23 protein-coding genes and 2 riboswitches are annotated in these 24,957 nt (G+C 62.9%); of the genes, 15 read left to right on the top strand and 8 right to left on the bottom strand.

The features are described 5' to 3' along the window. Positions 1 to 6 precede the first annotated feature (6 nt). Positions 7 to 402, bottom strand: coding sequence for an ACP phosphodiesterase (locus tag C84B14_RS17420; RefSeq protein ID WP_353225987.1), 396 nt, complete (start codon positions 400 to 402; stop codon positions 7 to 9). 131 nt (positions 403 to 533) lie between these two features. Between C84B14_RS17420 and C84B14_RS17415 the strand changes: the two genes are divergently transcribed. Further along, positions 534 to 1,661, top strand: coding sequence for an aminotransferase class V-fold PLP-dependent enzyme (locus C84B14_RS17415; protein WP_353225986.1), 1,128 nt, complete (start codon positions 534 to 536; stop codon positions 1,659 to 1,661). 91 nt (positions 1,662 to 1,752) lie between these two features. Here C84B14_RS17415 and C84B14_RS17410 read toward each other — a convergent pair whose 3' ends face one another. Further along, positions 1,753 to 2,379, bottom strand: a complete 627-nt coding sequence (locus C84B14_RS17410; protein ID WP_348765308.1) for a carbonic anhydrase — start codon at positions 2,377 to 2,379, stop codon at positions 1,753 to 1,755. A 508-nt stretch (positions 2,380 to 2,887) separates the two neighbouring features. Between C84B14_RS17410 and C84B14_RS17405 the strand changes: the two genes are divergently transcribed. The 7 genes from C84B14_RS17405 to eat all read left to right on the top strand — a co-directional run bounded on the left by C84B14_RS17405 (position 2,888) and on the right by eat (position 12,283). Beyond that, the gene (locus C84B14_RS17405; protein WP_348765307.1) at positions 2,888 to 3,919 is read left to right on the top strand and encodes a GGDEF domain-containing protein; all 1,032 of its coding nucleotides are present in this window, start codon (positions 2,888 to 2,890) and stop codon (positions 3,917 to 3,919) included. 473 nt (positions 3,920 to 4,392) lie between these two features. Further along, positions 4,393 to 4,484: riboswitch (glycine riboswitch) on the top strand. Further along, a riboswitch (glycine riboswitch) is annotated at positions 4,485 to 4,589 on the top strand. Positions 4,590 to 4,643: 54 nt separating this feature from the next. Further along, positions 4,644 to 5,906 (top strand): D-amino acid dehydrogenase, encoded by a 1,263-nt coding sequence (locus tag C84B14_RS17400; RefSeq protein WP_353225983.1) that lies wholly within the window; start codon positions 4,644 to 4,646, stop codon positions 5,904 to 5,906. A gap of 72 nt (positions 5,907 to 5,978) precedes the next feature. Next, a complete protein-coding gene (locus C84B14_RS17395) occupies positions 5,979 to 7,793 on the top strand; it encodes a DEAD/DEAH box helicase (protein WP_353225981.1) in 1,815 nt (604 codons plus the stop codon). Between the two features lie 75 nt (positions 7,794 to 7,868). Continuing rightward, positions 7,869 to 8,156, top strand: coding sequence for a hypothetical protein (locus C84B14_RS17390; RefSeq protein ID WP_348765304.1), 288 nt, complete (start codon positions 7,869 to 7,871; stop codon positions 8,154 to 8,156). A 416-nt stretch (positions 8,157 to 8,572) separates the two neighbouring features. Then, the gene (locus C84B14_RS17385; protein ID WP_353225979.1) at positions 8,573 to 9,979 is read left to right on the top strand and encodes an ethanolamine ammonia-lyase subunit EutB; all 1,407 of its coding nucleotides are present in this window, start codon (positions 8,573 to 8,575) and stop codon (positions 9,977 to 9,979) included. Then, on the top strand, positions 9,976 to 10,839 hold the full coding sequence (gene eutC / locus C84B14_RS17380; RefSeq protein WP_353225977.1) for an ethanolamine ammonia-lyase subunit EutC: 864 nt from the start codon (positions 9,976 to 9,978) through the stop codon (positions 10,837 to 10,839). Before C84B14_RS17385 ends, eutC begins: the two co-directional genes overlap by 4 nt. 25 nt (positions 10,840 to 10,864) lie before the next feature. Continuing rightward, entirely contained in the window at positions 10,865 to 12,283 is a 1,419-nt protein-coding gene (gene eat, locus C84B14_RS17375) for an ethanolamine permease (protein ID WP_353225975.1), read from the top strand. Between the two features lie 15 nt (positions 12,284 to 12,298). Here eat and C84B14_RS17370 read toward each other — a convergent pair whose 3' ends face one another. Next, complete coding sequence (locus C84B14_RS17370) at positions 12,299 to 12,754, bottom strand: YaiI/YqxD family protein (protein WP_353225989.1); 456 nt, start codon at positions 12,752 to 12,754, stop codon at positions 12,299 to 12,301. Between the two features lie 268 nt (positions 12,755 to 13,022). Then, complete coding sequence (locus C84B14_RS17365; protein WP_348765300.1) at positions 13,023 to 13,229, bottom strand: cold-shock protein; 207 nt, start codon at positions 13,227 to 13,229, stop codon at positions 13,023 to 13,025. A gap of 402 nt (positions 13,230 to 13,631) precedes the next feature. Between C84B14_RS17365 and C84B14_RS17360 the strand changes: the two genes are divergently transcribed. Beyond that, entirely contained in the window at positions 13,632 to 14,414 is a 783-nt protein-coding gene (locus C84B14_RS17360; protein WP_353225973.1) for a flagellar brake protein, read from the top strand. A gap of 197 nt (positions 14,415 to 14,611) precedes the next feature. On the opposite strand, the gene acnA is transcribed toward C84B14_RS17360, so the two are convergent. The 4 genes from acnA to C84B14_RS17340 form a co-directional block, all read right to left on the bottom strand. Continuing rightward, the gene (acnA, locus tag C84B14_RS17355) at positions 14,612 to 17,359 is read right to left on the bottom strand and encodes an aconitate hydratase AcnA (protein ID WP_353225972.1); all 2,748 of its coding nucleotides are present in this window, start codon (positions 17,357 to 17,359) and stop codon (positions 14,612 to 14,614) included. Positions 17,360 to 17,510: 151 nt separating this feature from the next. Then, the gene (locus C84B14_RS17350) at positions 17,511 to 18,140 is read right to left on the bottom strand and encodes a DUF489 family protein (protein WP_348765292.1); all 630 of its coding nucleotides are present in this window, start codon (positions 18,138 to 18,140) and stop codon (positions 17,511 to 17,513) included. Then, a complete protein-coding gene (gene mnmA, locus C84B14_RS17345) occupies positions 18,137 to 19,285 on the bottom strand; it encodes a tRNA 2-thiouridine(34) synthase MnmA (RefSeq protein WP_353225970.1) in 1,149 nt (382 codons plus the stop codon). The genes C84B14_RS17350 and mnmA overlap by 4 nt, the downstream gene beginning before the upstream one ends. 1 nt (position 19,286) lies before the next feature. Beyond that, positions 19,287 to 19,709, bottom strand: a complete 423-nt coding sequence (locus C84B14_RS17340) for an NUDIX domain-containing protein (RefSeq protein WP_353225968.1) — start codon at positions 19,707 to 19,709, stop codon at positions 19,287 to 19,289. Between the two features lie 140 nt (positions 19,710 to 19,849). Here C84B14_RS17340 and fabD point away from each other — a divergent pair, with 140 nt between their 5' ends. The 6 genes from fabD to C84B14_RS17310 form a co-directional block, all read left to right on the top strand. Then, positions 19,850 to 20,803 (top strand): ACP S-malonyltransferase, encoded by a 954-nt coding sequence (gene fabD / locus C84B14_RS17335; protein WP_353225966.1) that lies wholly within the window; start codon positions 19,850 to 19,852, stop codon positions 20,801 to 20,803. Between the two features lie 34 nt (positions 20,804 to 20,837). Further along, positions 20,838 to 21,593 (top strand): 3-oxoacyl-ACP reductase FabG, encoded by a 756-nt coding sequence (fabG, locus tag C84B14_RS17330; RefSeq protein ID WP_353225964.1) that lies wholly within the window; start codon positions 20,838 to 20,840, stop codon positions 21,591 to 21,593. Between the two features lie 129 nt (positions 21,594 to 21,722). Next, positions 21,723 to 21,962: an acyl carrier protein gene (gene acpP, locus C84B14_RS17325; RefSeq protein WP_006912784.1), complete on the top strand. Its 240-nt coding sequence runs from the start codon at positions 21,723 to 21,725 to the stop codon at positions 21,960 to 21,962. A gap of 97 nt (positions 21,963 to 22,059) precedes the next feature. Further along, positions 22,060 to 23,301, top strand: coding sequence for a beta-ketoacyl-ACP synthase II (gene fabF, locus C84B14_RS17320; RefSeq protein ID WP_353225962.1), 1,242 nt, complete (start codon positions 22,060 to 22,062; stop codon positions 23,299 to 23,301). Positions 23,302 to 23,329: 28 nt separating this feature from the next. Continuing rightward, on the top strand, positions 23,330 to 24,694 hold the full coding sequence (locus C84B14_RS17315; RefSeq protein ID WP_353225960.1) for an aminodeoxychorismate synthase component I: 1,365 nt from the start codon (positions 23,330 to 23,332) through the stop codon (positions 24,692 to 24,694). 25 nt (positions 24,695 to 24,719) lie between these two features. Next, positions 24,720 to 24,957 (top strand): aminotransferase class IV (locus C84B14_RS17310; protein ID WP_353225959.1); only part of this gene is annotated, 238 nt, incomplete at its 3' end.

The raw sequence follows: 24,957 nt of genomic DNA, 5'->3' as shown, positions 1-24,957 counted from the left end.
AACAACCTACTGAAAGATCACACCTAGTCCGCGCAGGCGCATCCGGTTGAAGGGCGCGTTGGAGGGCCACTCCGCCATGACGCGCTGCTGTGCCCGGCGGGCAAAGCTCTCGAGTGAGTCCGGATGGAAATCGCCCCAGTGCCGCGCCAGGGCGTAGTCGAGGCCGATATCAACGAGAATACCGGCATAACGCCGCTGCGGTGGTCGGAAGCGATTACGCAGGCGTCGGTGCCCGTCGTGGGCGTCGCTGTGGCCGTCGATCGCGCGGTGCAGGCGAATGCCATGGCGTACGCCGGGCAGGAAACGATCGTCCAGGCGACCCTTGATCTCGTCGCCGAGAATCTGGCCGGCGAACGACGTATCGCTGCGTTCCGCAAGCAGCAGGTGGGCCAGCAGGTTCATGACCAGTATCCGTTTCGCATGGACCACAGCATAAGCCCCCTAAGCGTTCCGGTTTCAAGCGCCTGCTTGTCGGGGGCGGTTTTATGCCAAAGTAGCGGGCTCAAGGCCGAAACAACAACAGGATATGCGCCATGACGCAGGCAGAAACAGCCGTGGATCCCAATGGCTTGTTGGAATATTCGGTGGTCTATACCGACCGCGCGCTCAATCATATGTCGGCGCGCTTCAAGCATGTGCTGACCGAGGTTTCGGGCGTGCTCAAGCAGGTCTACAACGCCCACTCGGCGGTCATCGTGCCGGGTAGCGGCACCTTTGGCATGGAAGCCGTGGCCCGCCAGTTCGCCGGCGATGCGCATTGCCTGGTCATCCGCAACGGCTGGTTCAGCTATCGCTGGACACAGATCATGGACATGGGCGACATCCCGGCTTCGACCACCGTGCTGTGTGCACGGCGACAGCACGAAGGGGCCCAGGCGCCGTTTGTGCCGGCACCTGTCGCCGAGGTGGTAGAACGCATCGAGACAGAGCGTCCTGCAGTGGTGTTCGCACCCCATGTGGAGACGTCCGCCGGCATGCTGCTGCCCGACGACTATCTAAGCGCGGTGGCCGCGGCGGTACATGCCGTCGACGGTCTTTTCGTGCTCGACTGTATTGCATCGGGCACGCACTGGGTGGATATGCAGGCCTGCGGTATCGATGTGCTCATCAGCGCGCCGCAAAAAGGCTGGAGTGCCTCGCCGTGCTGCGCGATGGTGATGCTCAGCGAACGCGCGCGCCAGCGTATCGAGGCCACCACGAGCAGCAGCTATGCCTGCGATCTGCGCAAGTGGCTGCAGATCATGGAAACCTACGAAGACGGTGGACATGCCTATCATGCCACCATGCCCACCGACGGTTTGACCCGGCTGCTGGCGATGATGGGCGAAACCCGTACGCTGGGTTTCGAGCACGCCCGTGAACGCCAGCTCGAGCTGGGCGGCAAGATACGCGAAGCACTCGAAGCCCGTGGTTTCGCCAGTGTCGCCGCACCCGGCTTCCAGGCTTCGGGTGTGGTGGTGAGCTATACGCAAGACGCGGATATCCAATCCGGCAAGCGCTTCGTCGAAGCCGGCGTACAAATCGCTGCGGGCGTGCCGCTTATGTGCGGCGAGGGCGACGATTTCCGGTCGTTTCGTGTCGGCCTGTTCGGTCTGGACAAACTCTACGACGTAAACGCCTGCGCCGCGCGCTTCGTCGCCGCGCTCGATCAGCTGAGCTGATGCGCCACCGCGGCGAAAGCCGCAAATGGGCATGAACGCGTGATCGAGGCCCCGGGCGTTTTACTATCGCCCGGGGCCGGGCGATACCGGGCTATCCGTCGACCACGTCGTCGAGGAACGTCACCTTGCCGGTTTCGATCGCGTATTCGGCGCCGACGATCTTGAGCTGACCTTGCGTTAGCAGCTGCTCCAGGATGTCCGAACCGTGCCGCAGGCGTTTGACCGAGCGGGCGACGTTGGCGCGTACGGCCGCGTGGATGAGCGCATGGCGATCTCCGGCGAGATCCCCCTTGAGCAGTTTTTCCACGGACGGGCGCACGCGATCCACGATCGAACGCAGGTTGCGCGACTGGTTTTCGTTCGGCTGCTGGAGTTCGTCGAGCGTGGCCGTGACCGCACCGCATTGCGTGTGCCCGAGCACAACGACCAGCGGGGTGCCGAACTGCGCGGCCGCGAATTCGATGCTACCAATCTGGGACGGCGCAACGACGTTACCCGCCACGCGAATCACGAACAGATCGCCCAGGCCCTGGTTGAACACGATTTCCGCAGGCACGCGTGCATCGGAACACCCCAGGATTATCGCGAGCGGTTTTTGTTCGGCAACCAGTTCAGCCGGGCGGGCATGCTTGCTCAAGGTTTCGGCAGTCTCGATGTTATCGACGAACTGGCGGTTACCGAGCTTCAAACGTTCCAGTGCTTCATCAGCGGTAATCATGGGTTCGCGTCGTCCTTTGTAGTCGATGGCGCGGGCTAGAGCTGCCAAAGTTACACGATGCGTAAGAGCGTGGCACGAATGTTATCAGTGCGCGAAGGCAACAACACCGACACAGCGCAGGATGCGCGATGCGCATACCTTCAATCGCCAGGGGTCACGGGCGCTACAACAGGCAGGTGTCGGAAAACGCGGGGTTTTCGCCGGGTCGCGCCGCGCGCCCTTTGATACTGCGGTGCGCATTGCGGATATGCTCCGGCTTGGGGGAGGCTCGGCGCCCGGCCTGGGTCATCGACATAGCCTGGTTTTCGATTTATAACGAGAACGCTGAGGCGGTCCGGATGCGTCGTAAAAAAATCAGTGCGAGGGATAAGGTGCGGCGTCTTGCGTACAGCCTGGCAGGTGCGGCGCGGGCGATCCCTCCACGACAAGACATGAGAGACGGGGTCTAAATGGGGGTGGTTTTCGCGGTTGCGGCGTGCGGGTACATTCGGCTGCCGCAGCACCGCCAATGAAAAACCTTTTTCTCAAACGCGATCGGCCCGCAGAGGTACGCCCCTACCAGCGCACCGTATTCACCGCGCTGCTGTGGTTTACCTGCTCGGCCGTGCTCGGCTATGCCGGCCTTCATTTCTACCTCGGCTACCGCTGGCTTGCGGTGGCCGAACTGTGCCTGGTCGCGTACGCCGCGCTCCTGCTTTATGTGGTGCATGAAACAGAGCGGGCACCCGTCACCAACGTTCTGTTCGTGGTCCCGTTCTTTATCGTCATGATGCTGTCGTTATGGACAGGGGCAACCGGCGTTACCGTGTTCATATGGGTCTTTCTCGTGCCTTTGCTGTCGCATCTTCTGTTGGGACGATGGCAGGGGTTGTGGGTAGCACTACTGTTCATAGGCTGTGCGGGCGCGATCTTTGTGTACAAGCACGGTATCTGGGGCGGCTGGATCGGGTATCTGAGTGTCGTCAACGTGGTGCTTTGCACGGGCTCCATTCTCGGCTTTTCGTATATCTACGAAGCCAGCCGGGAAAAGACCGAGCACGAACTGCGTGCGCTCGCGCTTGCCGACCCGCTGACGGGGCTCGCCAACCGGTCGCGTTTTCGCGAAGTCTTCGCGCGCGAACGCCAGCGCTATCTGCGCCAGAAAATTCCGCTCGCGATGCTGGTCGTCGATCTCGATCATTTCAAACGCGTGAACGACGACTATGGTCACGATGCCGGCGACATGGCGCTGTGCTTCGTTGCTGAACTGCTGGCCTCGCGCATTCGCCAGACCGACGTCGCCGGCCGGCTGGGCGGCGAGGAGTTCGGGATTCTCTTGTCCGATGTGGATCTGGAACATGCGCGCCGGATCGCCGTCGACCTGCGCGATCTCGTTCGCGACCGGCCGTTCCGCTACCGCGGTAAGGATATTCCGATGTCGGTAAGCATCGGTATCGCCGAACTCGGGCGCGACGGCATGGATTTCAGAACGCTTTTCTCCAAAGCCGATCGTCGTCTGTACCAGGCCAAGGCCGAAGGGCGTAATCGCGTTGTCGGTTGATGCCGATACTTCGTACGGCCCCAATGGCGCTTCGGCCTGTTCGTAATCGTCCGGCTGATAACAGGCATACGTGAAACCAGCCGCGCCGCGTCCAACGCCTGCGAAGCCATGGAAAATGAAAGACGGGCAGCTGCCTAAGAAGATACGTGCCGACGGCTACGACGCCCTGACCCTTTAACGACGAGATGAGGCTTGCCGGCGTTTTCCAGTCGATGCCCGGCGCTGGTCGTGCCTGGCCCGGCGCCGTCACGGACACCAGACAGGCCAGGGTCGTGCGTACGGATGGATATATCCTGTATGGCGCATCGTCACTCGGTACCGAGCGCGGCGCGATGCCTTGCGCGGTGGCGTTCGGGGAGTGTTGGCATGGGGATTGCTCGTGGTATCTTGCCAAGTAAGCACGCCCGATCTTGAACATCGTCGCGGGCGACGTCATGTCCAGGCCAAAAGCCAACCGACAGGTCTAGAACATCAACGCGATAGCGGGAGAGATCGGCGCACGGCGCCGGCGCCGAAGGAGCAACCGCCCCGGAAACTCTCAGGCACCAAGGACCGTTATCGCGGCCATATCCGAAGAGTCGCGCGGCCGCTGGGCCGGCGTGCACCGAAGGAGCAAGCACACGGTGACAACGCCGTGGGTGAATCTCTCAGGTCCAAGTGACGGAAGGGGCGGCACCTGCACGAGTGCAGGGCATCCACGCACGACACCACCGGATAAAGGCATATGAAACATATAGCAATCATCGGCGGCGGAATCACCGGGGTCACCACGGCCTACGCTCTGGTCCGCCGCGGCTATACCGTGACCCTTTTTGACCGCAATCGCTATGCGGCGATGGAAACCTCGTTCGCCAACGGCGGCCAGCTGTCGGCCTCGAACGCCGAGGTCTGGAATCACTGGCCAATGGTCTTCAAGGGCATGAAATGGATGTTTCGCAGCGACGCACCCTTGTTGGTCAACCCGAAACCTTCCTGGCACAAGCTCTCATGGTTTCTGGAATTCATTGGCGCCATTCCACAGTACGGGCGCAATACCACCGAAACCGCACGAATGGCGATCGAGGCGCGTGAGTTTCTATTCTCCTGGGCGGAGCGTGAAAACATCGATTTCGACGTCAAGCGAAAAGGCATCCTGCATATCTATCGTAATCGGGCCGGCTATCGGCACGCCGAGAAAGTCTCGAAGCTGCTGGCCGCAGGCGGGCTCGAGCGGCAGCCGGTCACACCCGACGAGATGCGTGCAATCGAGCCCGCGCTGGCCGGCGAGTATTACGGCGGCTTCTTCACGGAAAGCGATTCCAGCGGCGATATCCACAAGTTCACCCAGGGGCTGGCCCGGGCCGCGCAGGCGCAGGGCGTGCAGTTTCGCTACAACAACACCGTAGAAAGCGTCAAGACCGACGGTCGCAGGGTGACGATAGCGGCCTGTGACAACGACACGCCCGAGGACCGGGTGACGCTCGATTTCGACGGGGTGGTGGTCTGTGCCGGCACCGGCAGCCGCGAGATCGCCTCGCAGCTGGGCGACCGGGTCAACGTTTATCCGGTGAAGGGTTATTCGATTACCGTGAATCTGGAAGACGAGGCATCGAAACAGGGCGCGCCCGAGGTGAGCCTGCTCGATGACGAAACCAAGCTCGTTTGTGCGCGTCTGGGCGACGACCGCTTTCGTGTGGCCGGCACCGCCGAGTTCAACGGATTCAACCGCGATATTCGCGCCGACCGTATTGCGCCACTGGTCGAGTGGGTGAAGCAGTGCTTTCCCGACGTCAAGACCCGTCAGGTGGTGCCCTGGGCCGGGCTGCGCCCGATGATGCCGAACATGATGCCGCGGGTCGGGGCCGGGCGCGCACCGAACGTGTTCTACAACACCGGGCACGGCCACCTGGGCTGGACGCTGTCAGCGCTCACCGCCGATTCGATTGCGGCGATCGTCGATGACGCGGCAACCGAAAAACAGGGACCGACGACGGTGAATAACGGGTAGAATAGTTGCCCGCGCCGTTCTGGCGCAGTGTTTCTTCGGGCGCGCGTCCGCGCCCGTGCCTTCAGGCTATGCATGTCCGTCCCTACCGAAAATGAATCCCCGCAGATCGCCTTCAGCGATCTGGCTTTATCCGATGCCGTGATGGCGGCGCTGGCCGATGTCGGCTACGAAACGCCGTCGCCGATCCAGGCCGCGACCATTCCGCCCTTGCTCGAAGGCAAGGACGTGCTGGGCCAGGCCCAGACGGGCACCGGCAAGACGGCAGCCTTTGCGCTGCCCATTCTTTCCGGCCTGCCGGAGCGTGGCAAAGGTGGCAAGGGACCACAGGCGCTGGTGCTTACACCCACGCGCGAACTCACGATCCAGGTCGCGGAAGCGTTTCAGCGTTATGCCGCGCATATGCCGGGCTTCCACGTGCTGCCTATCTACGGCGGACAGGGCTATGGCCCGCAGCTGGCGGCGCTCAAGCGCGGCGTAAACGTGGTCGTGGGCACGCCGGGCCGGGTGATGGATCATCTCAAGCGCGGCACGCTCAAGCTCGACGGGCTCGACTGGATGGTGCTCGACGAAGCTGACGAGATGCTGCGCATGGGCTTCATCGAAGACGTGGAATGGATCTTCGAGCACACGCCGGCGCAACGTCAGGTCGCACTGTTTTCGGCCACCATGCCGAGCGCGATCCGCCGTATCGCCAAGACCCACCTGCGCGAGCCGCAGGAAATCACCATCCAGACGAAGACCACCACGGCGGTCAATATCCGCCAGCGCTACTGGATCGTCGGCGGCGGCACGAGCAAGCTCGATGCGCTCACGCGGTTGCTCGAAGCCGAGCCTTTCGATGCGATGATCGTGTTCGCACGCACCAAGAAATCGACCGACGAACTCGCCGAGCGCCTGTCGGCCCGTGGCTATGCCTGTGCCGCGCTCAACGGCGATATCGCCCAGAATCAGCGCGAGCGTACGGTAGCCAAGCTCAAGAACGGACAGCTCGATATCATTGTGGCCACAGACGTGGCCGCGCGCGGGCTCGACGTGGAACGCATCAGCCACGTGATCAATTTCGATATCCCCCACGATACCGAGGCCTATGTGCATCGTATCGGACGCACCGGGCGGGCCGGTCGCGAGGGCGATGCGATCCTGTTCGTGACCATGCGCGAAAAGCATCTGTTCAAGGCGATCGAACGCGCCACCCGTCAGGCCATCGAGCCGATGGATCTGCCGAGCATCGCCGAGGTCAACGAGCAGCGCGTAGCCCGTTTCAAGCAGCGCATTTCGGTCACGCTGGCCGAAGGCAAGCTCAAGCCGTTTCGCGAACTGCTCGAAGAGTATCGCGCCGAACACAACGTCGAGCCCGAAGAACTGGCCGCAGCGCTTGCCTACCTGGCCCAGGGCGACGAGCCGCTGATGCTGGCGCCGAGCAGCAAGGCCGATCGCGGTGCAAGCCCGCGCGACATGGGCGCACAAACGCCCAAGAGCGCGAACAAGGGTGCGGCCCGCCAGCAGTCCTTCGGCGAGGGCGACCTGGAAACGTTTCGTATCGAGGTCGGCCGTAGCCATGGCGTCGAGCCGCGCAATATCGTGGGCGCGATCGCCAACGAGGCGGGCGTCGACAGCGCGCATATCGGCCGGATCGATATCCGCGACGATTTCAGTCTCGTCGATTTGCCCAAGGGCATGCCCGAAGACATCTTCGCCCATCTCAAGACTGTTTGGGTGGCCGGTCGTCAGCTAGCGATCAGTCGTGAGCACGGCGCGCCGCCGCCACCGCCCGCCGGGCGACGCAAACCAAAGCCCAAACCCGGGCCGAAGAAGCCGGGCAAGGCCAAAGCCAAGGCAGGCAAGGCCAAACCCGGCAAGCGCCGGGCCAAGCCGAAAAGCGACTGAGGCGCCCGCCCGCTTGAAACGTTCGACATAGGCCGCAGGGTGGTTCGCAGCTGCGGCCACCCGAGGGCACACACCATGAACTCGACGACCCCCACCCATATCGATATCGGCGGCATCGCACTGCCCCGAGAGGAGCTGGCACAGGTACTGCCCGATATCGAACGCTTCGAACAGCATTTGCCCGATGCGCTCGCGGTCGACCGTGATATGAAAGCCAGTGGTGGTGCCGTACCGGATTACGTGCGCCAGTGGCCGCAGGCACGTATCGATGCCGTGGTCCGTACGCTCAAGGAAGTCGGCAGCCTGCGCGAGCAGGCCAGCGAGCAGATGCAAAGCGCCGGCGCCGGTCGTAGCCGCCACTGACGACAGACGGTCGCCGTCCCGCAGTCGCCGCGCGATTACGGTGCGTTGATTAAAGGCGATGTTCGCTTGAGGGAGCTCTGTATACCCTCTCGCGTATCGCGTTCGAGGCCGAACCGCTGAGCGGCCGGTGCTTTGCGCGCGATTGGACAGGCAAGTGAGAGCGTGGCGTGCTCAAGCCAATAGCCAAGTTGCACGGTCGCGAACGCTGACGCCGATCAATCGCGCGCAAAGCACGCGGCGCGACCGTGACGGGTCGTGCAGAGTTTCCCTCGAACCTGGAACACATCTTGCTGTGCATGGGCCATGGCCTGTGTCATATTCAGATCGAGCGCCCGCGCCCCGTACGGGCTACTACCTGCTGTGCGCAGTCGGCAACCGCATGACGTCGCTTACGTGACGACGGAGGTGCAAGCGAGATGAGTGGCCGCTATCGCTATACCCTGGGCGAACGAAGCTATCGCTTCGACAGCCTGGCCGAGCTCATGGCCAAGGCCACGCCGGCGCGATCGGGGGATCGTCTGGCGGGCGTCATCGCCGAATCGGCCGAACAACGCGTCGTCGCCCAGATGGCGTTGGCCGAACTGCCCTTGGCGACCTTCCTCGAAGACCTGTTGGTACCCTACGAGGAAGATGAAATCACCCGCCTGATTGTCGATCGCCACGATCGCCAGGCGTTCGAAACGATTTCGAGCTTCACCGTCGGCGATTTTCGTAACTGGCTGCTCAGCGACGATGCCACGCCCGAAGTGCTCGAAGGCTTACGGCCCGGTATCACCCCGGAAATGGCGGCGGCGGTATGCAAGATCATGCGCAATCAGGACTTGATCCTGGTGGCGCGCAAGTGCCGGGTGCGCAGTGCGTTTCGCAATACCATCGGCCTGGCGGGCCATTTGTCGACGCGTCTGCAGCCGAATCACCCCACCGACGATCTGACCGGCATCGCGGCGAGTATTTTCGATGGGCTGCTCTATGGCAACGGCGATGCCGTGATCGGTATCAACCCGGCCACGGATAACGTCGCCCAGTCGGTCAAGCTGTTGCATATGCTCGACGCGGTGATCCGCAAATACGAAATCCCCACCCAGTCCTGCGTGCTCACCCATGTCACGAACACGCTGGAAGCGATCGAGCAGGGCGCGCCGGTGGATCTGGTGTTCCAGTCGATCGGCGGCACCGAAGCGACCAATCGCGGATTCGGGTTCGGCCTGGCCGAACTCGCCGAAGCCCGCGACGCCGCGTTATCGCTCAAGCGCGGCAGCGTGGGCGATAACGTCATGTATTTCGAAACCGGGCAGGGCAGTTCGCTGTCGGCGGATGCCCACCACGGCCTGGACCAGCAGACCTGCGAGGCCCGCGCCTATGCGGTAGCGCGCGAGTTCAAGCCGTTGCTGGTTAACACCGTGGTTGGCTTCATCGGCCCGGAATATCTGTTCGACGGCAAGGAAATCACCCGCGCGGGCCTGGAAGATCATTTCTGCGGCAAGCTGCTGGGTGTGCCGATGGGCTGCGACGTGTGCTACACCAACCATGCCGAAGCCGACCAGAACGATATGGACAACCTGCTTACGCTGCTGGGCGTGGCCGGCTGTAATTTCGTGATGGGTATTCCGGGCTCCGACGACATCATGCTCAATTACCAAACCACCTCGTTTCACGATGCGCTCTATGTACGCCGTGCGCTCGGGCTCAAGCCCGCGCCCGAGTTCGAGGCCTGGCTCGAGCACATGGAGATCGTGCGCGACGGCGATTCGCAGCGCCTGTCCGAGCGCTTGCCGCAGGCATTCGCGCGCTCGCTGGAGCGGCTGCCCGAGACCGGCTCATGAGCGATCGCAAGCCGTCGACACCGGCCGACACGCCAGCCGCCGCAGGCGACAACATCGGCGTGGTCGACAACCCCTGGCAGGGGCTACGTGCATTCACCGATGCGCGTATCGGCCTCGGGCGTGCCGGCATCAGCCTGCCGACCCAGCGCATGCTCGAATTCCAGCTCGCCCATGCGCAGGCGAAGGACGCCGTTCATTGGCCGCTGGATGTAGCCGCGCTTAGCGAGCAGGTCACCGATACGCTCGATATCGACGCGCCGCTTCGGCTACACAGCCAGGCCAGCGATCGCACCGAGTATCTGCAACGTCCGGATCTGGGCCGGCGGCTGGACGAGGACTCGCGAACAAGCCTCGACGAGACGGCCGATGCCGATGAGTCACCCTTCGACCTCGCGTTGGTGATCGTCGATGGCCTGTCGGCGCGTGCGATCGAGGCCCATGCCGTGAATTTCGTCGCTGCGCTCACCCGTGAACTCGAGGCCGATGAAAACGACTGGCGGTGTGCGCCGCTGACCGTGGTCGAGCAGGGCCGGGTCGCCATCGGCGACGAAGTGGGCGAAGCGCTCAACGCCCGCGCGGTGCTGGTATTGATCGGCGAGCGTCCCGGGCTGAGTTCGCCGGACAGTCTGGGCTTGTATCTGACCTGGGCGCCCAAGCGCGGTATCTCCGATGCCCAGCGCAACTGTATTTCCAACGTGCGTCCCGAGGGGCTGAAGATCGATGCCGCTGCAGCGCGCGCGCGTTATCTGCTGAATGAGGCGCGGCGGCTCGAGCTTTCCGGCGTGAAGCTCAAGGATCGCAGCGAAGACGATGTCATCGATCACGACAAGGACGATACAGGCAATTTCCTGACTTACTGATTTTTCTCATTCCGGGGGTGGCGTGATGGCGGGTTCGACAGTCGACGACGATTATCTGGCCAAGCGCCAGCTCAAACGCGGTACGGCCGGCTGGCTGTTGTTGGCCGGTCTGGGGGTCTCCTACGTCATTTCCGGAGACTTCGCGGGCTGGAACTTCGGCATTGCAGAGGCCGGCTGGGGTGGATTCGCCATCGCCGCGATATTGATGGCGATCATGTATTTTACGCTGGTGCTCGCGCTCGCCGAGATGTCGGCCGCGATTCCGGCTGCCGGCGGCGGCTATAGCTTCGCGCGCCAGGCCATGGGGCCAGCCGGCGGCTATCTCACCGGTCTGGCGGTACTCATCGAGTACGCGCTGGCGCCAGCCGCGATCGTGATATTCATTGGCGCGGCCGTCGAAGAGTTGATCGGCGTCAACGGGCCGGTCGTCTATGCCGTTTTTTATGCCCTGTTCATCGGCATCCATCTGGCCGGGGTCGGCGAAGCGCTGAAGGTGATGATGGTGATCAGCGGCTTGGCGGTGTTTGCCATCCTGGCGACCGCCGTCGCGTTGATTGGGGATTTCGAAATCGCCAACCTGTTCGATATCGAGCCAACGGGCGCGCTGGGCGCATCCACGTTCCTGCCGTTTGGGTTCTACGGTATCTGGGCCGCGTTGCCGTTCGGAATGTGGCTGTTTCTAGCCGTTGAAGGCGTGCCGCTGGCGGCCGAGGAAGCCAAGAACCCGGCACGCGACGTGCCCAAGGGCATTATTGGGGCCATGATCTTTCTGCTGGGTACGGCCGTGCTGGTGGTGGTTCTGCTCGCTGGCGCGGCCGGCGCGAAAGCGATCGGCGATAGCGGTGTGCCGCTGGTGACCGCGCTCAAGGATACAGACAGTCAGACGCTGGCTACCGTGGTCAACGTGCTGGGTCTGGCCGGGCTGATCGCGTCGTTCTTTTCGATCATCTACGGCTATAGCCGGCTTGTCTTTGCGCTCTCGCGCGCGGGCTATCTGCCCAAGTTCATGTCGCTGACCAGCCGTCGCAAGGCGCCGACCTGGGCGCTCGTGGTGCCGGGCGTGCTCGGCTTCATCGTCTCTTTGAGCGGCGCGGGTGATCTGATCCTCGGCATGGCGGTGGTGGGCGCGACGCTGTCGTACGCCCTCATGGCGCTTAGCCATATACTATTGCGCCTCAAGCAGCCGGATCTCGAGCGTCCTTACCGTACGCCGGGTGGCATGGTGACCTCGGGGATTGCATTGCTGCTGTCGTTGATTGCGCTCAGCGGGGTCTATGCCTTCGATCCGCGGGCTTTCGGCTATACGATCGTGCTATTCGTGCTCGGCGCGGCGTACTTCTTCGTGTTCAGCCGGCACCATCTGGTCGCACAGACCGCCGAAGAGGAGTTCGCGTTACTGGCCCAAGCCGAGTTCGATCTGGACGCGCACGAGCAAGGCGGCTGAGCCATACGCGTCGTTCTAGTAGCGTTTGCGCTCGCGCGAGAGCAGGCGATCGAGCTGCTTGGCGAACGCGTGGCGGTCGTTCGGGTTCAGCGGCGGCGGCCCGCCCGTGTTGACCCCGGCGCCGCGAAGGCCTTCCATGAAGTCGCGAACGCTCAAGCGTGCACGAATGTTGTCGCGGGTATAAAGCTCGCCGCGCGGGTTGAGGGCGTTGGCCTTCTTATCGATCACTTCGGCAGCAAGCGGGATGTCGGCGGTGACCACGAGATCCCCCGGCGAAACCTGCCGAACGATTTCGTTATCGGCGACATCGAAACCGGCGCCGACTTGTATGAAGGAGATGTTCGGCGAACGCGGCACGTGTACGGGCTGGTTCGCGACCAGCACCAGCTGAACTCCCGTGCGCCGGCTTGCGCGGAACAGTATGTCCTTGATTACTGTCGGGCAGGCATCGGCATCGACCCAAATGGTCATCGACATAGGCAATCGATCGGTCGTGGGTGGATCAGCTTCGATCGGGGCAGTTCATTGCCGGGAAACTAGTACAGATAGCCCCAAACGACAAATCGGACAGCCTCCACGCAAATCCGGTAATCCGGTATCGACGTGACGACTATCCGATATGACGGTTTCGGCCCCGAAGGGCCGATCCGGCGCTGTGCTGGGTCAGTTTGCCTTCAACTGCGATATGTCGTCGACATATCGAGCAAAGGTAAATCGATCCGCACAGCCTGCCGTATTTTTAGACCGCGACGACCTTGTTGGCGCACGGTCCTTTTTTGCCTTCACCGATTTCGAATTCGACCGCCTGGCCGTCTTCGAGGGTGGCAAAACCGCCGCCGTTCTTGATCTCGGAGTGGTGTACGAAAAGGTCCTTGCTGCCATCTTCAGGGGCGATGAAGCCGTAGCCCTTTTCGGAACTGAACCACTTAACGGTGCCTTTGGCCATAATTTTCTCTTACTTAATCGGAACTGATTGTATGCAGCCTTGCTGCAGGTGCAGTGTAACCGTTCGTGCTCGAAATGATACGTCTAGCGGCAAATATTTTTGTCCGACGCTGCCGCTATCGCGTTGAAATATCGATAGTCGCTAAAATACGGTTAACTTTGAATCGTCATAAGTGCGTCTTTTTGAAAAGATCGTGGCAGATACGCAAATGATGTTGCCGGTGACCGTCGGCGACGGCTGTGCGTCGGCAAATCAACTGTCGCACAGGCGAATCAAAGCGATACCATGGCAGTTTGCGCCGGCCGCGGCCGCTAGCTGAGGCGGCGAATCCGGCTCAAGTATGCCGGCTTGTCGCCGATAGTCCGGCCAGGGCACGGCCCCGCAACCCAGGAACAGCGATTCATGACGAACAGGCCCCGCTATGCGGAAATCGACAGTCCCCAGGCGGTGGCGGACGCGTTCATCGAACTCACCTGGAATACCCACGAGGTGACCATTCGCTTCGATGGGGCGATGATCCAGTATCCGGTGAGCGTGATTTCCGTGGATCGTAGCCTTGGGCGCTGTGTGGTGGATATGACCAGCACGGCTGATATCGAACAGCTGCTCAAGGCGCGAGAGAGCTTTATTCTGCATGCGCGCCAGCACTCTGCTGCATTGCAGAGCAGCCGCATGCATTGTCTTGGCGTGTCGCAAAGCGGCGCCCGCCTGAGTGTTTCTGCCTCGCTTCCGGATAGCGTGGCCCTGCTCAAGCGACGCGGCCAGTTCCGAGCAGCACTGAGCAACAGCATGTCGGTTGCGGTGCTGTTGTCGAATGGAAAGAGCCGGGAATGGCAGGCCACGCTGCGCGATCTTTCTGCCGGCGGCTGTCTGGTCAGTCTGCCGGCGGATGCGCAGGAAGGTATCGAGGTCGGCGTCGACGGCTACCGTATCCAGGCCCTGTTTCCCAACGGCGAAACGTTCGAGGTACGAGGGCAGATCAGTCATCGCTACGTGAACGAGGACGAAGGCCTGTGCTACCTGGGCATTGCCTTCGATATCCGCGCGGACAAGACCGCACGCGAGGTCTGGCGCTATGTACGAGAGGTTGAGCGCGAAGTAGCGCGCCTGGGTTCGCTGCGTTCCGAGATGCGCCCGCTAGCACCGTCCCCCCTGTTCAACGACGCGCAAAAGAACGTCAAGTAGTCGGCCAGCGGCGACACCGGGTCGGTTTCGATCCGGTCGTTGTCGTGGACGCGACGCAATCCGGCGCGGAGCGCTTCCAGGCATAACCGCTCTGGGTCGGCTTGCCGCTTACTCGATCCGGTCGATATGGCAAGCAAAAAAAAGCCCCGCCGAAGCGGGGCTTTTTTACAACCGCGAAGGTCGATTGTCGGCAGTGCTTATGCCGCCTTGGCGAGCTGGCGCAGCACGTAGTGCAGGATGCCGCCGTTCTGGTAGTAATCCCATTCCTTGGGCGTATCGATACGCACCTTGGCGGTGAACTCGCTGGTATCACCGCTTTCCTTGGTCGCCTTCACGGTGACTTCGGACGCGCCGGACTCGAGGCCTTCGATATCGAAGGTTTCGGTGCCGTCGAGACCCAGGGATTCGGCGTTTTCGCCTTCCTTGAACTGCAGCGGCAACACGCCCATGCCGACCAGGTTCGAACGATGGATACGTTCGAAGGACTGGGCGATCACGGTCTTGACGCCGAGCAGCAGGGTGCCCTTGGCAGCCCAGTCACGCGACGAGCCGGTGCCGTATTCCTTGCCGGCGAGCACCACCAGCGGCGTCTTGTCCTCGGCGTACTTCATGGCGGCGTCGTAGATGAACATCTCGTCGCCCGAGGGCTGATGACGGGTCCAGCCGCCTTCGGTACCGGGCGCGAGCAGGTTGCGCAGTCGTACGTTGGCGAAGGTGCCGCGCATCATCACTTCATGGTTGCCGCGGCGCGAGCCGTAGCTGTTGAAGTCCGAGGGCGAGACGCCTTTTTCCTGCAGATACTGGCCCGCGGGCGAATCCTTGGTGATCGCACCGGCCGGCGAGATGTGGTCGGTGGTGATCGAATCGCCCAGCAGCGCCAGACAACGCGCGCCATGGATGGTCGGGATGTCGTCCACGTCGACCGACATGCCTTCGAAGTAGGGCGGGTTCTGCACGTAGGTGCTGGTTTCGTCCCATTCGAAGATTTCGCCCTCGGGCACATCGAGGCCCTTCCAGCGGGAGTCGCCGGCGAACACGTCGCCGTAGCTGTCCTTGAACATCTCGGAGTTCAGCGAGGTGCCGATGGTGTCGTAGATTTCCTTCTGCGACGGCCAGATATCGCGCAGGAACACGTCGTTGCCGTCGGCGTCCTGGCCGATCGGGTCGTTGTTCATGTCGATATCGATGGTGCCGGCCAACGCATAGGCCACCACCAGCGGCGGGCTGGCCAGGAAGTTCATGCGCACATCGCCGTGGACACGACCTTCGAAGTTGCGGTTGCCGGAAAGCACGGACGCCACGTTCAGGCTGTTCTCGCGCACGGCGTTGCCGATCGGTTCCGGCAGCGGGCCGGAGTTGCCGATGCAGGTGGTGCAGCCGTAGCCCACGAGCTGGAAGCCGAGGCCGTCGAGATCGTCGTCGAGGCCGGCTTTCTCCAGATACTCGGTCACCACCTTGGAGCCGGGCGCCAGCGAGGTCTTCACCCAGGGCTTGACCTGCAGGCCCTTCTGGATCGCATTACGCGCCAGCAGGCCGGCGCCGATCATCACCGCCGGGTTCGAGGTGTTGGTGCAGGAGGTAATGGCCGCAATGACGACCGAACCGTCGTGCAGATCGAAGTCCTGCTCCTTGTAGTTGACCGGAGCATGGATCGAACCCTCGACCGAATCCGAGGCCAGACCCGCTTCGCTTTGCTGCTTGGCCTCGGCCATGCTCTTGTCTTCGGGATCGGCTTTTTCCGCGCGGGCCTTGATGAAAGGCTCGACTTCGCGGCGGTAGGTCTTCTGCATGTCGGCCAGCAGCACGCGGTCCTGCGGGCGTTTCGGGCCGGCCAGCGACGGCTGCACCGTGGACATGTCGAGTTCGAGCACGTCGGTATAGTCGGCGTCGGGTTCGCCTTCTTCCCGCCACAGGCCCTGGGCCTTGGCATAGGCTTCGACCAGCTCCAGCTGTTCGGCCGGGCGGCCGGTGAGTTCCATGTAGCGAATGGTTTCGCCGTCGACGGGGAAAATGCCGCAGGTCGCGCCGTATTCCGGGGCCATGTTGGCAATCGTCGCACGATCGGCCAGCGGCAGATCGGCCAGGCCGTCGCCGAAGAATTCCACGAACTTGCCGACCACGCCCTTGGCGCGCAGCATTTCGGTGACCGTGAGCACGAGGTCGGTAGCGGTGCAGCCTTCGGCGAGCTTGCCGGTGAGCTTGAAGCCCACCACCTGCGGAATGAGCATGGTGATCGGCTGGCCGAGCATGGCGGCTTCGGCCTCGATACCGCCCACGCCCCAGCCGAGCACGCCCACGCCGTTGATCATGGTGGTGTGGCTGTCGGTGCCGACCAGCGTATCCGGATAGGCCATGTTGGTGTCTTCGTTACCGAAGACCACGCGGGCCAGGTATTCCAGGTTCACCTGATGGACGATGCCGGTATCCGGCGGCACGACCTTGAAGTTGTCGAACGCGCCCTGACCCCAGCGCAGGAACGCATAGCGCTCCTTGTTGCGGTTGAATTCGAGCTTGGCGTTCAGATCGAAGGCCTTGTCGGTGCCGTATTCGTCGACCATCACGGAGTGATCGATCACGAGTTCGGCCGGCGACAGCGGGTTGATCTTGTCCGGGCTGCCGCCGAGATTGGCCATGGCGTCGCGCATGGCGGCCAGGTCGACCACGGCCGGCACGCCGGTGAAGTCCTGCAGGACCACGCGCGCCGGGGTAAAGGCGATTTCTGTATCGGGCTCGGCCTTGGCATCCCAGTTGGCCAGTGCCTTGATATCGTCTGCGTCGACGTTGGAACCGTCCTCATGGCGGAGCAGGTTCTCGAGCAGGATCTTCTGCGCGTAGGGCAGCTTCGCTATGCCCGGGAACTGCTCCTGCAGTTTCGGCAGGCTGAAATAGTCGAAGCTGCGATCACCGGCAGTGAACTGCGCACGTGTATTGAAACTGTCCGTCATAGGTTTGGTTCTCCAAAGACACTCGGTGGTTCTTCGGTCCGGTTTGGGTCCGGACACTTAAAAGCGTGCCGTAGTATAGCTTTTTCATGGCCCCGGCTGCATGCCAAAGCGCCGCGGCAGGCCGTGGGGACGTGGGTGGCTGGCGGGCGGCCTAGCGCACCGGTGCCCGCGGGCCGATGTTTTCCAGCGATTTAAGCAGCGCCTTGCGCCGGAAAAACAGGGAAATGAAACCGCCGCCGCATTGGCGCCACATGATCGCGCAGCGCACCGCGGCCATCAGCTGGGTACGTGCCCGGGCCTGGATGGCTTCGTTCTGCAGATAGCTCGGGTGGCCGTGCAGCATGATGCGCGGCTTGGCCGGGCTGATGCTGTCGCGGTATGCGTCATCGAGGATTACGGGCACCTCGGCCGGCTCGGCCAGGCGTGCCCGGTCGATGGCGCCGCGCAGGCGCTTGAGCGCGGCGTCGTCCTTGATCAAGGCGCCGGATAGACGCAGCAGCTGGCCGATATAGCGCGCGATCAGCGCCGATTTCTGGTCCGGTTTTTCACCCGCGAGCTGGCGTTTGAGATAGGCGATGCCGTCGCCCACGCTCGGCAGGTCGCCATAGACTTCGATCACGCTATTCGGGTCGGTGCAGAAGATTGCGTGCTTGGCGATCTCCAGGCGCTGAGGCGTGTCGCGGCCGTCTGCGGCGAGTTCGTGCGCATATAGGGCGAACTGGGCAACGCCGGCCAGGGACAGGGCCTGGTCGCGAAGACTGTGCGTGGATTGATCGCTCATGCGCTGGCAGGAATCTCGAGTTCGGAATGGCCGGCTGACACGATCTCGGCGCTGCCGAGACAGTGGTCACCCGCATAGAAAACCGCGTATTGGCCGGGCGCGATCGCCCGCGGCGGCCGATCGAACTGTACGTGAAGGCCGCCGCCCGGGCCGGCTTCGATACGGCAGTCGATCGCGCGCTGACGATAGCGTACCTGAGCCGCACAGCGGCGCGGCAACTGCGGGTCATCAATCAGCCAATGCGGTACGGCGGTGGTCAGAGACGTTTGTGCCAGCTCGGGATGATCGTGGTCCTGGGTCACCCAGAGCGTGTCCGTACTCAGATCCTTGGCGGCGACGTACCAGGGCGCCTGGGATGCGCCCTGGACGCCGCCCAGACCCAGCCCGCGGCGCTGGCCGATGGTGTAGTAGATCAGGCCGGCGTGCTCGCCGATGGTCTGACCATCGAGGGGCCCGCCTGACACGCGTACCGGGCCGGCTCGACCGGACAGATACTGACGTAGAAAACCTTCGAAATCGCGCTCACCAATGAAGCAAACGCCGGTGCTGTCGGGTTTGTCGTGAATAGGCAGGCCGGCCTTGCGCGCGATCGCGCGTACGTCGGTCTTATAGGTTTCGCCCAGCGGAAACAGGGTGCGTTCGAGCGCGGCCATCGGTACGGCGGCCAGGAAATAAGACTGATCCTTGCCCGGGTCCGCGCCGCGCAGCAGCCGGGTGCCGGCGCCATCGTGGACCAGTCGTGCATAGTGACCGGTCGCGATCGCATCCGCGCCCAGACGTTCGGCGTGGTGCAGAAAGGCGTCGAACTTGATTTCACGGTTGCACAGCACATCCGGATTGGGCGTGCGTCCCGCCGCATAGCTGTCAAGAAAGTAGCGAAACACCCGGGCCTTGTACTCGCGCGAAAAGTCGGCCCGGTGCAGCGGGATATCCAGCACATCGCATACCGCCGCCGCGTCGTCGTAGTCGTCGGCAGCCTGGCAGCGGCCGGCCTCGTCCTCGCTCCAGTTGAACATGAACAGGCCTTCGACCTGATAGCCGGCTTCGACCAGGCGCAGCGCGGTAACGGATGAATCCACCCCGCCGGACAGCCCGACGATCACGCGCGTGTCCTGCGGGTGGCGCTGCCAGAATGCTTCGCCCATCTCAGCGACCCTTGATATGGCGCACGCGCTCAAGCGCCAGCGGTTCGAAGTCGTTGAAGTCGGCAATTGCCTGGAGTACCAGGGGACTGCGCAGATCGTCGCGGGCCTGCAGCTGTTCGACGCTGAGCCAGTGCGCCGAGATAATACCCTCGTCGAGAGCCTGATCGGGCGCGTGGCCATCCACCTCGCCGCAGAAGGCGAACCGTAGGGTGGTGCGGCCGTCCGCGTGCGGCCAGTGGTACATGCCCACCAGTCCGGTAGGGGTGAAACGCCAGGCGGTTTCCTCGAAGGTTTCGCGAATCACGGCCTCGTGGAGCGTTTCGCCGGGCTCGACGTGACCGGCGGGCTGATTGATCACACGCCGCCCATGAGCGAATTCCTCGACCACCAGATAGCGGTGATCGACACACACAACCGCAGCCACAGTGAGTTCGGCGTGGACCAAGACAGCCTCCGCGTACTTGACGCTTTGCAAACGCTGGATTCTAGCAAACGGGCTTTTCACGTGGCCAAGCCGTTTTCGGGTGGGTATGATGCCGCCATCGTTTGATCACGACCTTTTATATGTCGCGTTTGGGGATGATCTTTCCCGGGCAAGGGGCTCAGTCGGTCGGTATGCTCGCAGCGTTGGCCGAACGCTACCCTGTCGTTGCCGAGACCTATGCCGAAGCCAGCGATGCGCTCGGCTATGACATGGCTGATCTCATACACAACGGCCCGGCGGACAAACTCGACCAGACCGAGTTCACCCAGCCTGCGCTGGTGACCGCCGGGGTGGCGGTCTGGCGGGTGTGGCAGCAGCGCAATGGGCGCACGCCGGAGTTTCTCGCCGGGCATAGTCTGGGTGAATACACGGCCCTGGTCGCGGCCGACGCCTTGGATTTCGGCGACGCGCTGCGTCTGACCCAGATGCGGGGCAAGGCAATGCAGAATGCCGTGGCCCCGGGCGAGGGCGCCATGGCCGCCATCATTGGCCTGGACGACGACGCCGTGCGCGAGGCCTGTTCGGCCGCCGAGCAGGCCCATGCCGAAGAGGCGCTGGTGGTATCGGCCGCCAACTTCAATGCGCCGCTTCAGGTCGTGATTGCCGGGCACGCCGAGGCGGTCGCAACGGCTGGTCGTCTAGCCAAGGAAAAGGGCGCCAAGCTGGTCAAGCCGCTTGCCGTGAGCGTGCCCTCCCATTGCGCGCTGATGCAGCCGGCGGCGGAGCGGCTGCAGTCGCATCTGTTGGAAATACCGCTGCGGCAACCGAAGCTTACGGTTCTGCACAACGTCGATGCACAGCCGCGTGAAGACGTGGATGGCATTCGCAAGGCGTTGGTTCGCCAGCTCGCCCAGTCAGTGCTCTGGGCCGATACGATTCGCGCCATGCGCGCGGCGAACTGTCAGCTGTTCCTGGAATGCGGGCCGGGCAAGGTGTTGACCGGCCTGAATAAACGTATCGATAAAAGCGCGACCTCGCTGCCGCTGTCGGATGCCGACAGCCTGCGCGAAGCGCTGAATACGACCGAAGAATAATAGTCAGCGCAGCATAAGCGCGAGTGGGAGAGACATGAGCAACGCCAATCTGGATGGCCGGATCGCGCTGGTAACAGGCGCATCCCGCGGTATCGGCGCCGCGATTGCCGATCGCCTGGCCGCCGACGGCGCCGTCGTCGTGGGTACCGCAACCACCGATGACGGGGCACAGCGCATCGACGAGCGGTTGGGTGCGGCCACGACGCCCGGGGCGGGGCGACGCCTGGACGTGACCGACGATACCGAGGTCACCGCGCTGCTCAAGGAAGTCAGCCAGACGTTCGGCGCGCCGACCATTGTCGTCAACAATGCTGCGATCACGCGCGATACGCTGCTGATGCGCATGAAGGAGTCCGACTGGCAGGGCGTGATCGACGCCGATCTGTCGGGCGTGTTCCGGGTCACCAAGGCCGCTCTGCGGGGCATGATGAAGGCGCGCAGCGGTCGGATTGTGAACGTGGCGTCGGTGGTCGGTCTGATGGGCAACGCTGGTCAGACCAACTACAGCGCCGCCAAGGCCGGCCTGCTGGGTTTTACCCGCTCGCTTGCGCGCGAGGTCGGTTCGCGTCAGATTACCGTGAACGCCATTGCACCCGGCTTTATCGAAACGGACATGACCCGCGAACTCGACGACAAAACCCGTGACGCGATGCTCGCGCAAATTCCGTTGCAGCGCCTGGGGCAGGTAGACGATATCGCCGCCAGCGTGGCCTTCCTGGTGTCCGATTCCGCAGCTTATATCACCGGCGAGACGCTCAGCGTCAACGGCGGTTTGTACATGGGGGCGTAAGCAAGCACCGACCGGTCTTGCGAAAATCTGGCGAGGCCTACCCTTTTTCCCTAGAATGGCGCGCGGTTCGCGAGGGCGAATGCACCGCGTGCTAGACGCGTAAACCATAGTCAATCAGGAGAGAATCCGATGAGTAGCGTTGAAGAACGAGTACAGAAGATCATTGCCGAACAGCTTTCGGTCAGCGAAGACCAGGTCACGTCGGAAGCGTCGTTCGTCGACGATCTGGGCGCAGACTCGTTGGATACGGTCGAGCTGGTCATGGCCCTCGAGGAAGAGTTCGAAATCGATATTCCCGACGAAGAAGCCGAGAAGATCGTTAACGTCAAGGATGCGGTCGACTACATCAAGTCGCACGCCGAAGGCTAAACGCCTGTAATGTGCACGACCGTACGTCAGTATGCGGCCGGTCGTAGCGAATGAATCCGCCGCAGGATGCGGCGTCACGAGTAACTAGGGGGCTGTGTTGAGACAGCGTCGCGTAGTAGTCACCGGTCTGGGATTGATTTCCCCGGTCGGCCTGGATGTCGCCTCGAGTTGGGCCGCGATACTCGACGGTCGCAGCGGTATCTCGACCATCGACAGCTTCGATGTGTCGGACTACCCGACGCGTTTCGGCGGCCCTATCCGCGATTTCGATGTCGCCGACTATATGTCGAAGAAGGAGGCCAAGCGCTACGATCCGTTCGTGCACTATGGCGTCGCGGCTTCGGTACAGGCGTTCAACGATAGCGGCCTGGAGCTCGACGATGAATACAACGACCGCGTAGGCGTTGCCGTGGGGTCGGGTATCGGCGGCATCGGCACTATTCTGAAGACCTGTGTCGGCTTTCACGAAGCCGATTACAGCGCCAAGAAGGTGTCGCCGTTCTTTATCCCCAGCAGTATCGCCAACATGGCCGCAGGCCAGGTATCGATTCAGTTGAACCTGCACGGGCCGAATATCGCTGCCGTGTCCGCCTGTACAACGGGCGTACACAATATCGGTCTGGCCGCACGCCTGATCGCCGCGGGCGATGCCGATGCGATGCTGGCCGGCGGCTGCGAAATGGCGGTCAATCCGATCGGTCTGGCCGGTTTTTGTGCGGCCCGCGCGCTGTCCAGCCGTAACGACGACCCGCAGGCGGCCAGTCGCCCGTGGGACGCGGATCGAGACGGGTTCGTGCTTTCCGACGGTGCCGGCGTGCTCATGCTCGAAGAGTACGAACAAGCTAAAAAACGTGGTGCGAACATCTATGGCGAGGTCGCCGGCTTCGGCATGAGCGGCGATGCCTACCACATCACCCAGCCCAGTGGCCGGGGCGCACGTCAGTGCATGAGCAATGCCCTCAAAGACGCCGAGCTCAACCCGGACGAGCTCCAGTACATCAACGCACACGGTACCTCCACCACGGTGGGTGACGTGGCGGAAAGCCAGTCGATCGAGGCGGTTCTCGGCAATTCGGCAAAAAACGTGGCGGTGAGCTCCACCAAGTCCATGACCGGCCATATGCTCGGTGCAGCGGGTTCGGCCGAAGCGATCTTCACGCTGTTGGCGATTCGCGACCAGGTCGCACCGCCGACCATCAACCTGGATAACCCGGCCGAAGGTTGTAATCTCGATTACGTGCCGCATGAGGCGCGTTCGATGCGCATCGACGCAGCGCTGTCGAATTCCTTCGGCTTTGGCGGCACCAACGGCTCGCTGATCTTCAAGCGCCTCGACTGAGGCGCGCGGACCGCGTTCGCCCACGTCTGTGCGCGAGTCAATTTCCGGCGATGTGCATATCGTCGAAATACCGTTAGGCAGCACGCCGGATCTTGCCCGCGTGGCGGCGTTGGCCCCCGAGCGCTATCCGTTTCTTCTGGAAAGCAGCGCCGGCGCGGCGGCACAGAGCCGCTTCGATATGCTGCTGGGTTTTCCTGGCGACACGCTCACCGTCACCGCGCAAGACGCGCACACCGATTTCTTTGCCGCGCTGGATCAGCGCGCGGCCGAACAGCGCCGCAGCCATGTGCCGGGGCTGCCGTTCGTGGGCGGCTGGTTCCTCTATCTGGGCTATGAAATGGCCGGCCGTATCGAACCGAGCCTGACTATGGCGCGCACGGCCGACGCGGCACTGCCGGACGCGCTCGCGGTACGCTGTCCCGCCGCGTTCGTACACGACCGGCTAGAACAGACGCTGTATCTCGTAGCCGAGACCGACCACGTCGACGCGTTGGACATCATGCGCGACGATCTGGCGCAGGGCATGCGGTCTGCGCTCTCGGCGCAGGCGCTGCCCGCAACATGGCAGGAGCAGCCGCCCTCGATCTATATGGCCAACGTCGAGCGCGCGCGCGAACTGATTCATGCCGGCGACGTGTTCCAGGCCAATCTGTCCCGGGCCTGGCATGGACGCCTGCAGCACGACGTTACGCCGGCGCGCGTGTACGCGGCTCTGCGCGCGGCGAACCCGGCACCGTTTTCCGGGCTTGTGCATTGGGGCAACGCCGCGCTTGTATGCTCGTCGCCCGAGCGCCTGGTATCCGTCGACCGGGGTATCGCCCAGACCCGGCCGATCGCCGGTACCCGTATGCGTAGTGCCGGCACCGATGCCGGCATGACCGAAGAGCTCATCCGGCATCCGAAAGAACGGGCCGAGCACGTCATGCTCATCGATCTCGAACGCAACGACCTGGGCCGCGTCTGCCGGCCCGGCACGGTCGAGGTCGACGAGCTCATGTGTATCGAATCCTATGCGCACGTCCACCATATCGTGTCGAATATTCGCGGTACGCTGGCGCCGGCAGTGGGCCCCGGCGCGACGCTCAAGGCCGTATTTCCGGGCGGCACGATCACCGGCTGCCCGAAGGTGCGCTGCATGGAAATCATCGCCGAACTCGAAAACGAGCCGCGTGGCGCCTATACCGGCAGTATCGGCTATCTAAGCCGCTGCGGTCGGCTGGATACCAATATCGTGATCCGTTCGCTCACCCAGCAGGGCCAGGATCTGACGTTGCGTACCGGCGCCGGCATCGTGGCCGATTCGATTGCCGAGAAGGAGCTTGAAGAAACCCGTATCAAGGCACGCGGCGTGTTGCGCAGCTTTGTCGATGGCAGCGGCCATGCCTATGGATGAACGGGTTCGCGTCGACGGTCACGCCATGTCTGCGGTGCCGGTGGGCGATCGCGGCCTGGCCTATGGCGACGGCATCTTTCGTACGTTGAGAATCGAAGCCGGACGTGCGTTGGCCTGGTCCGAGCATTGGCGGCGCCTGCAGCATGATTGCGCCGCGCTCGGGCTCGGCACGCCGGCTGAAAACGATATCCATGACGATATCCAGGCCCTGTTCGGCGACGCCGGCTACGGCGTATGCAAGATCATGGTCACGCGGGGCAGCG

It is taken from the genome of Salinisphaera sp. C84B14 (assembly GCF_040361435.1).
Classification (GTDB): Bacteria; Pseudomonadota; Gammaproteobacteria; order Nevskiales; family Salinisphaeraceae; genus Salinisphaera.
Note: the sequence above shows the minus strand (reverse complement) of the source record. Positions and strands in the feature narration are given on the sequence as shown.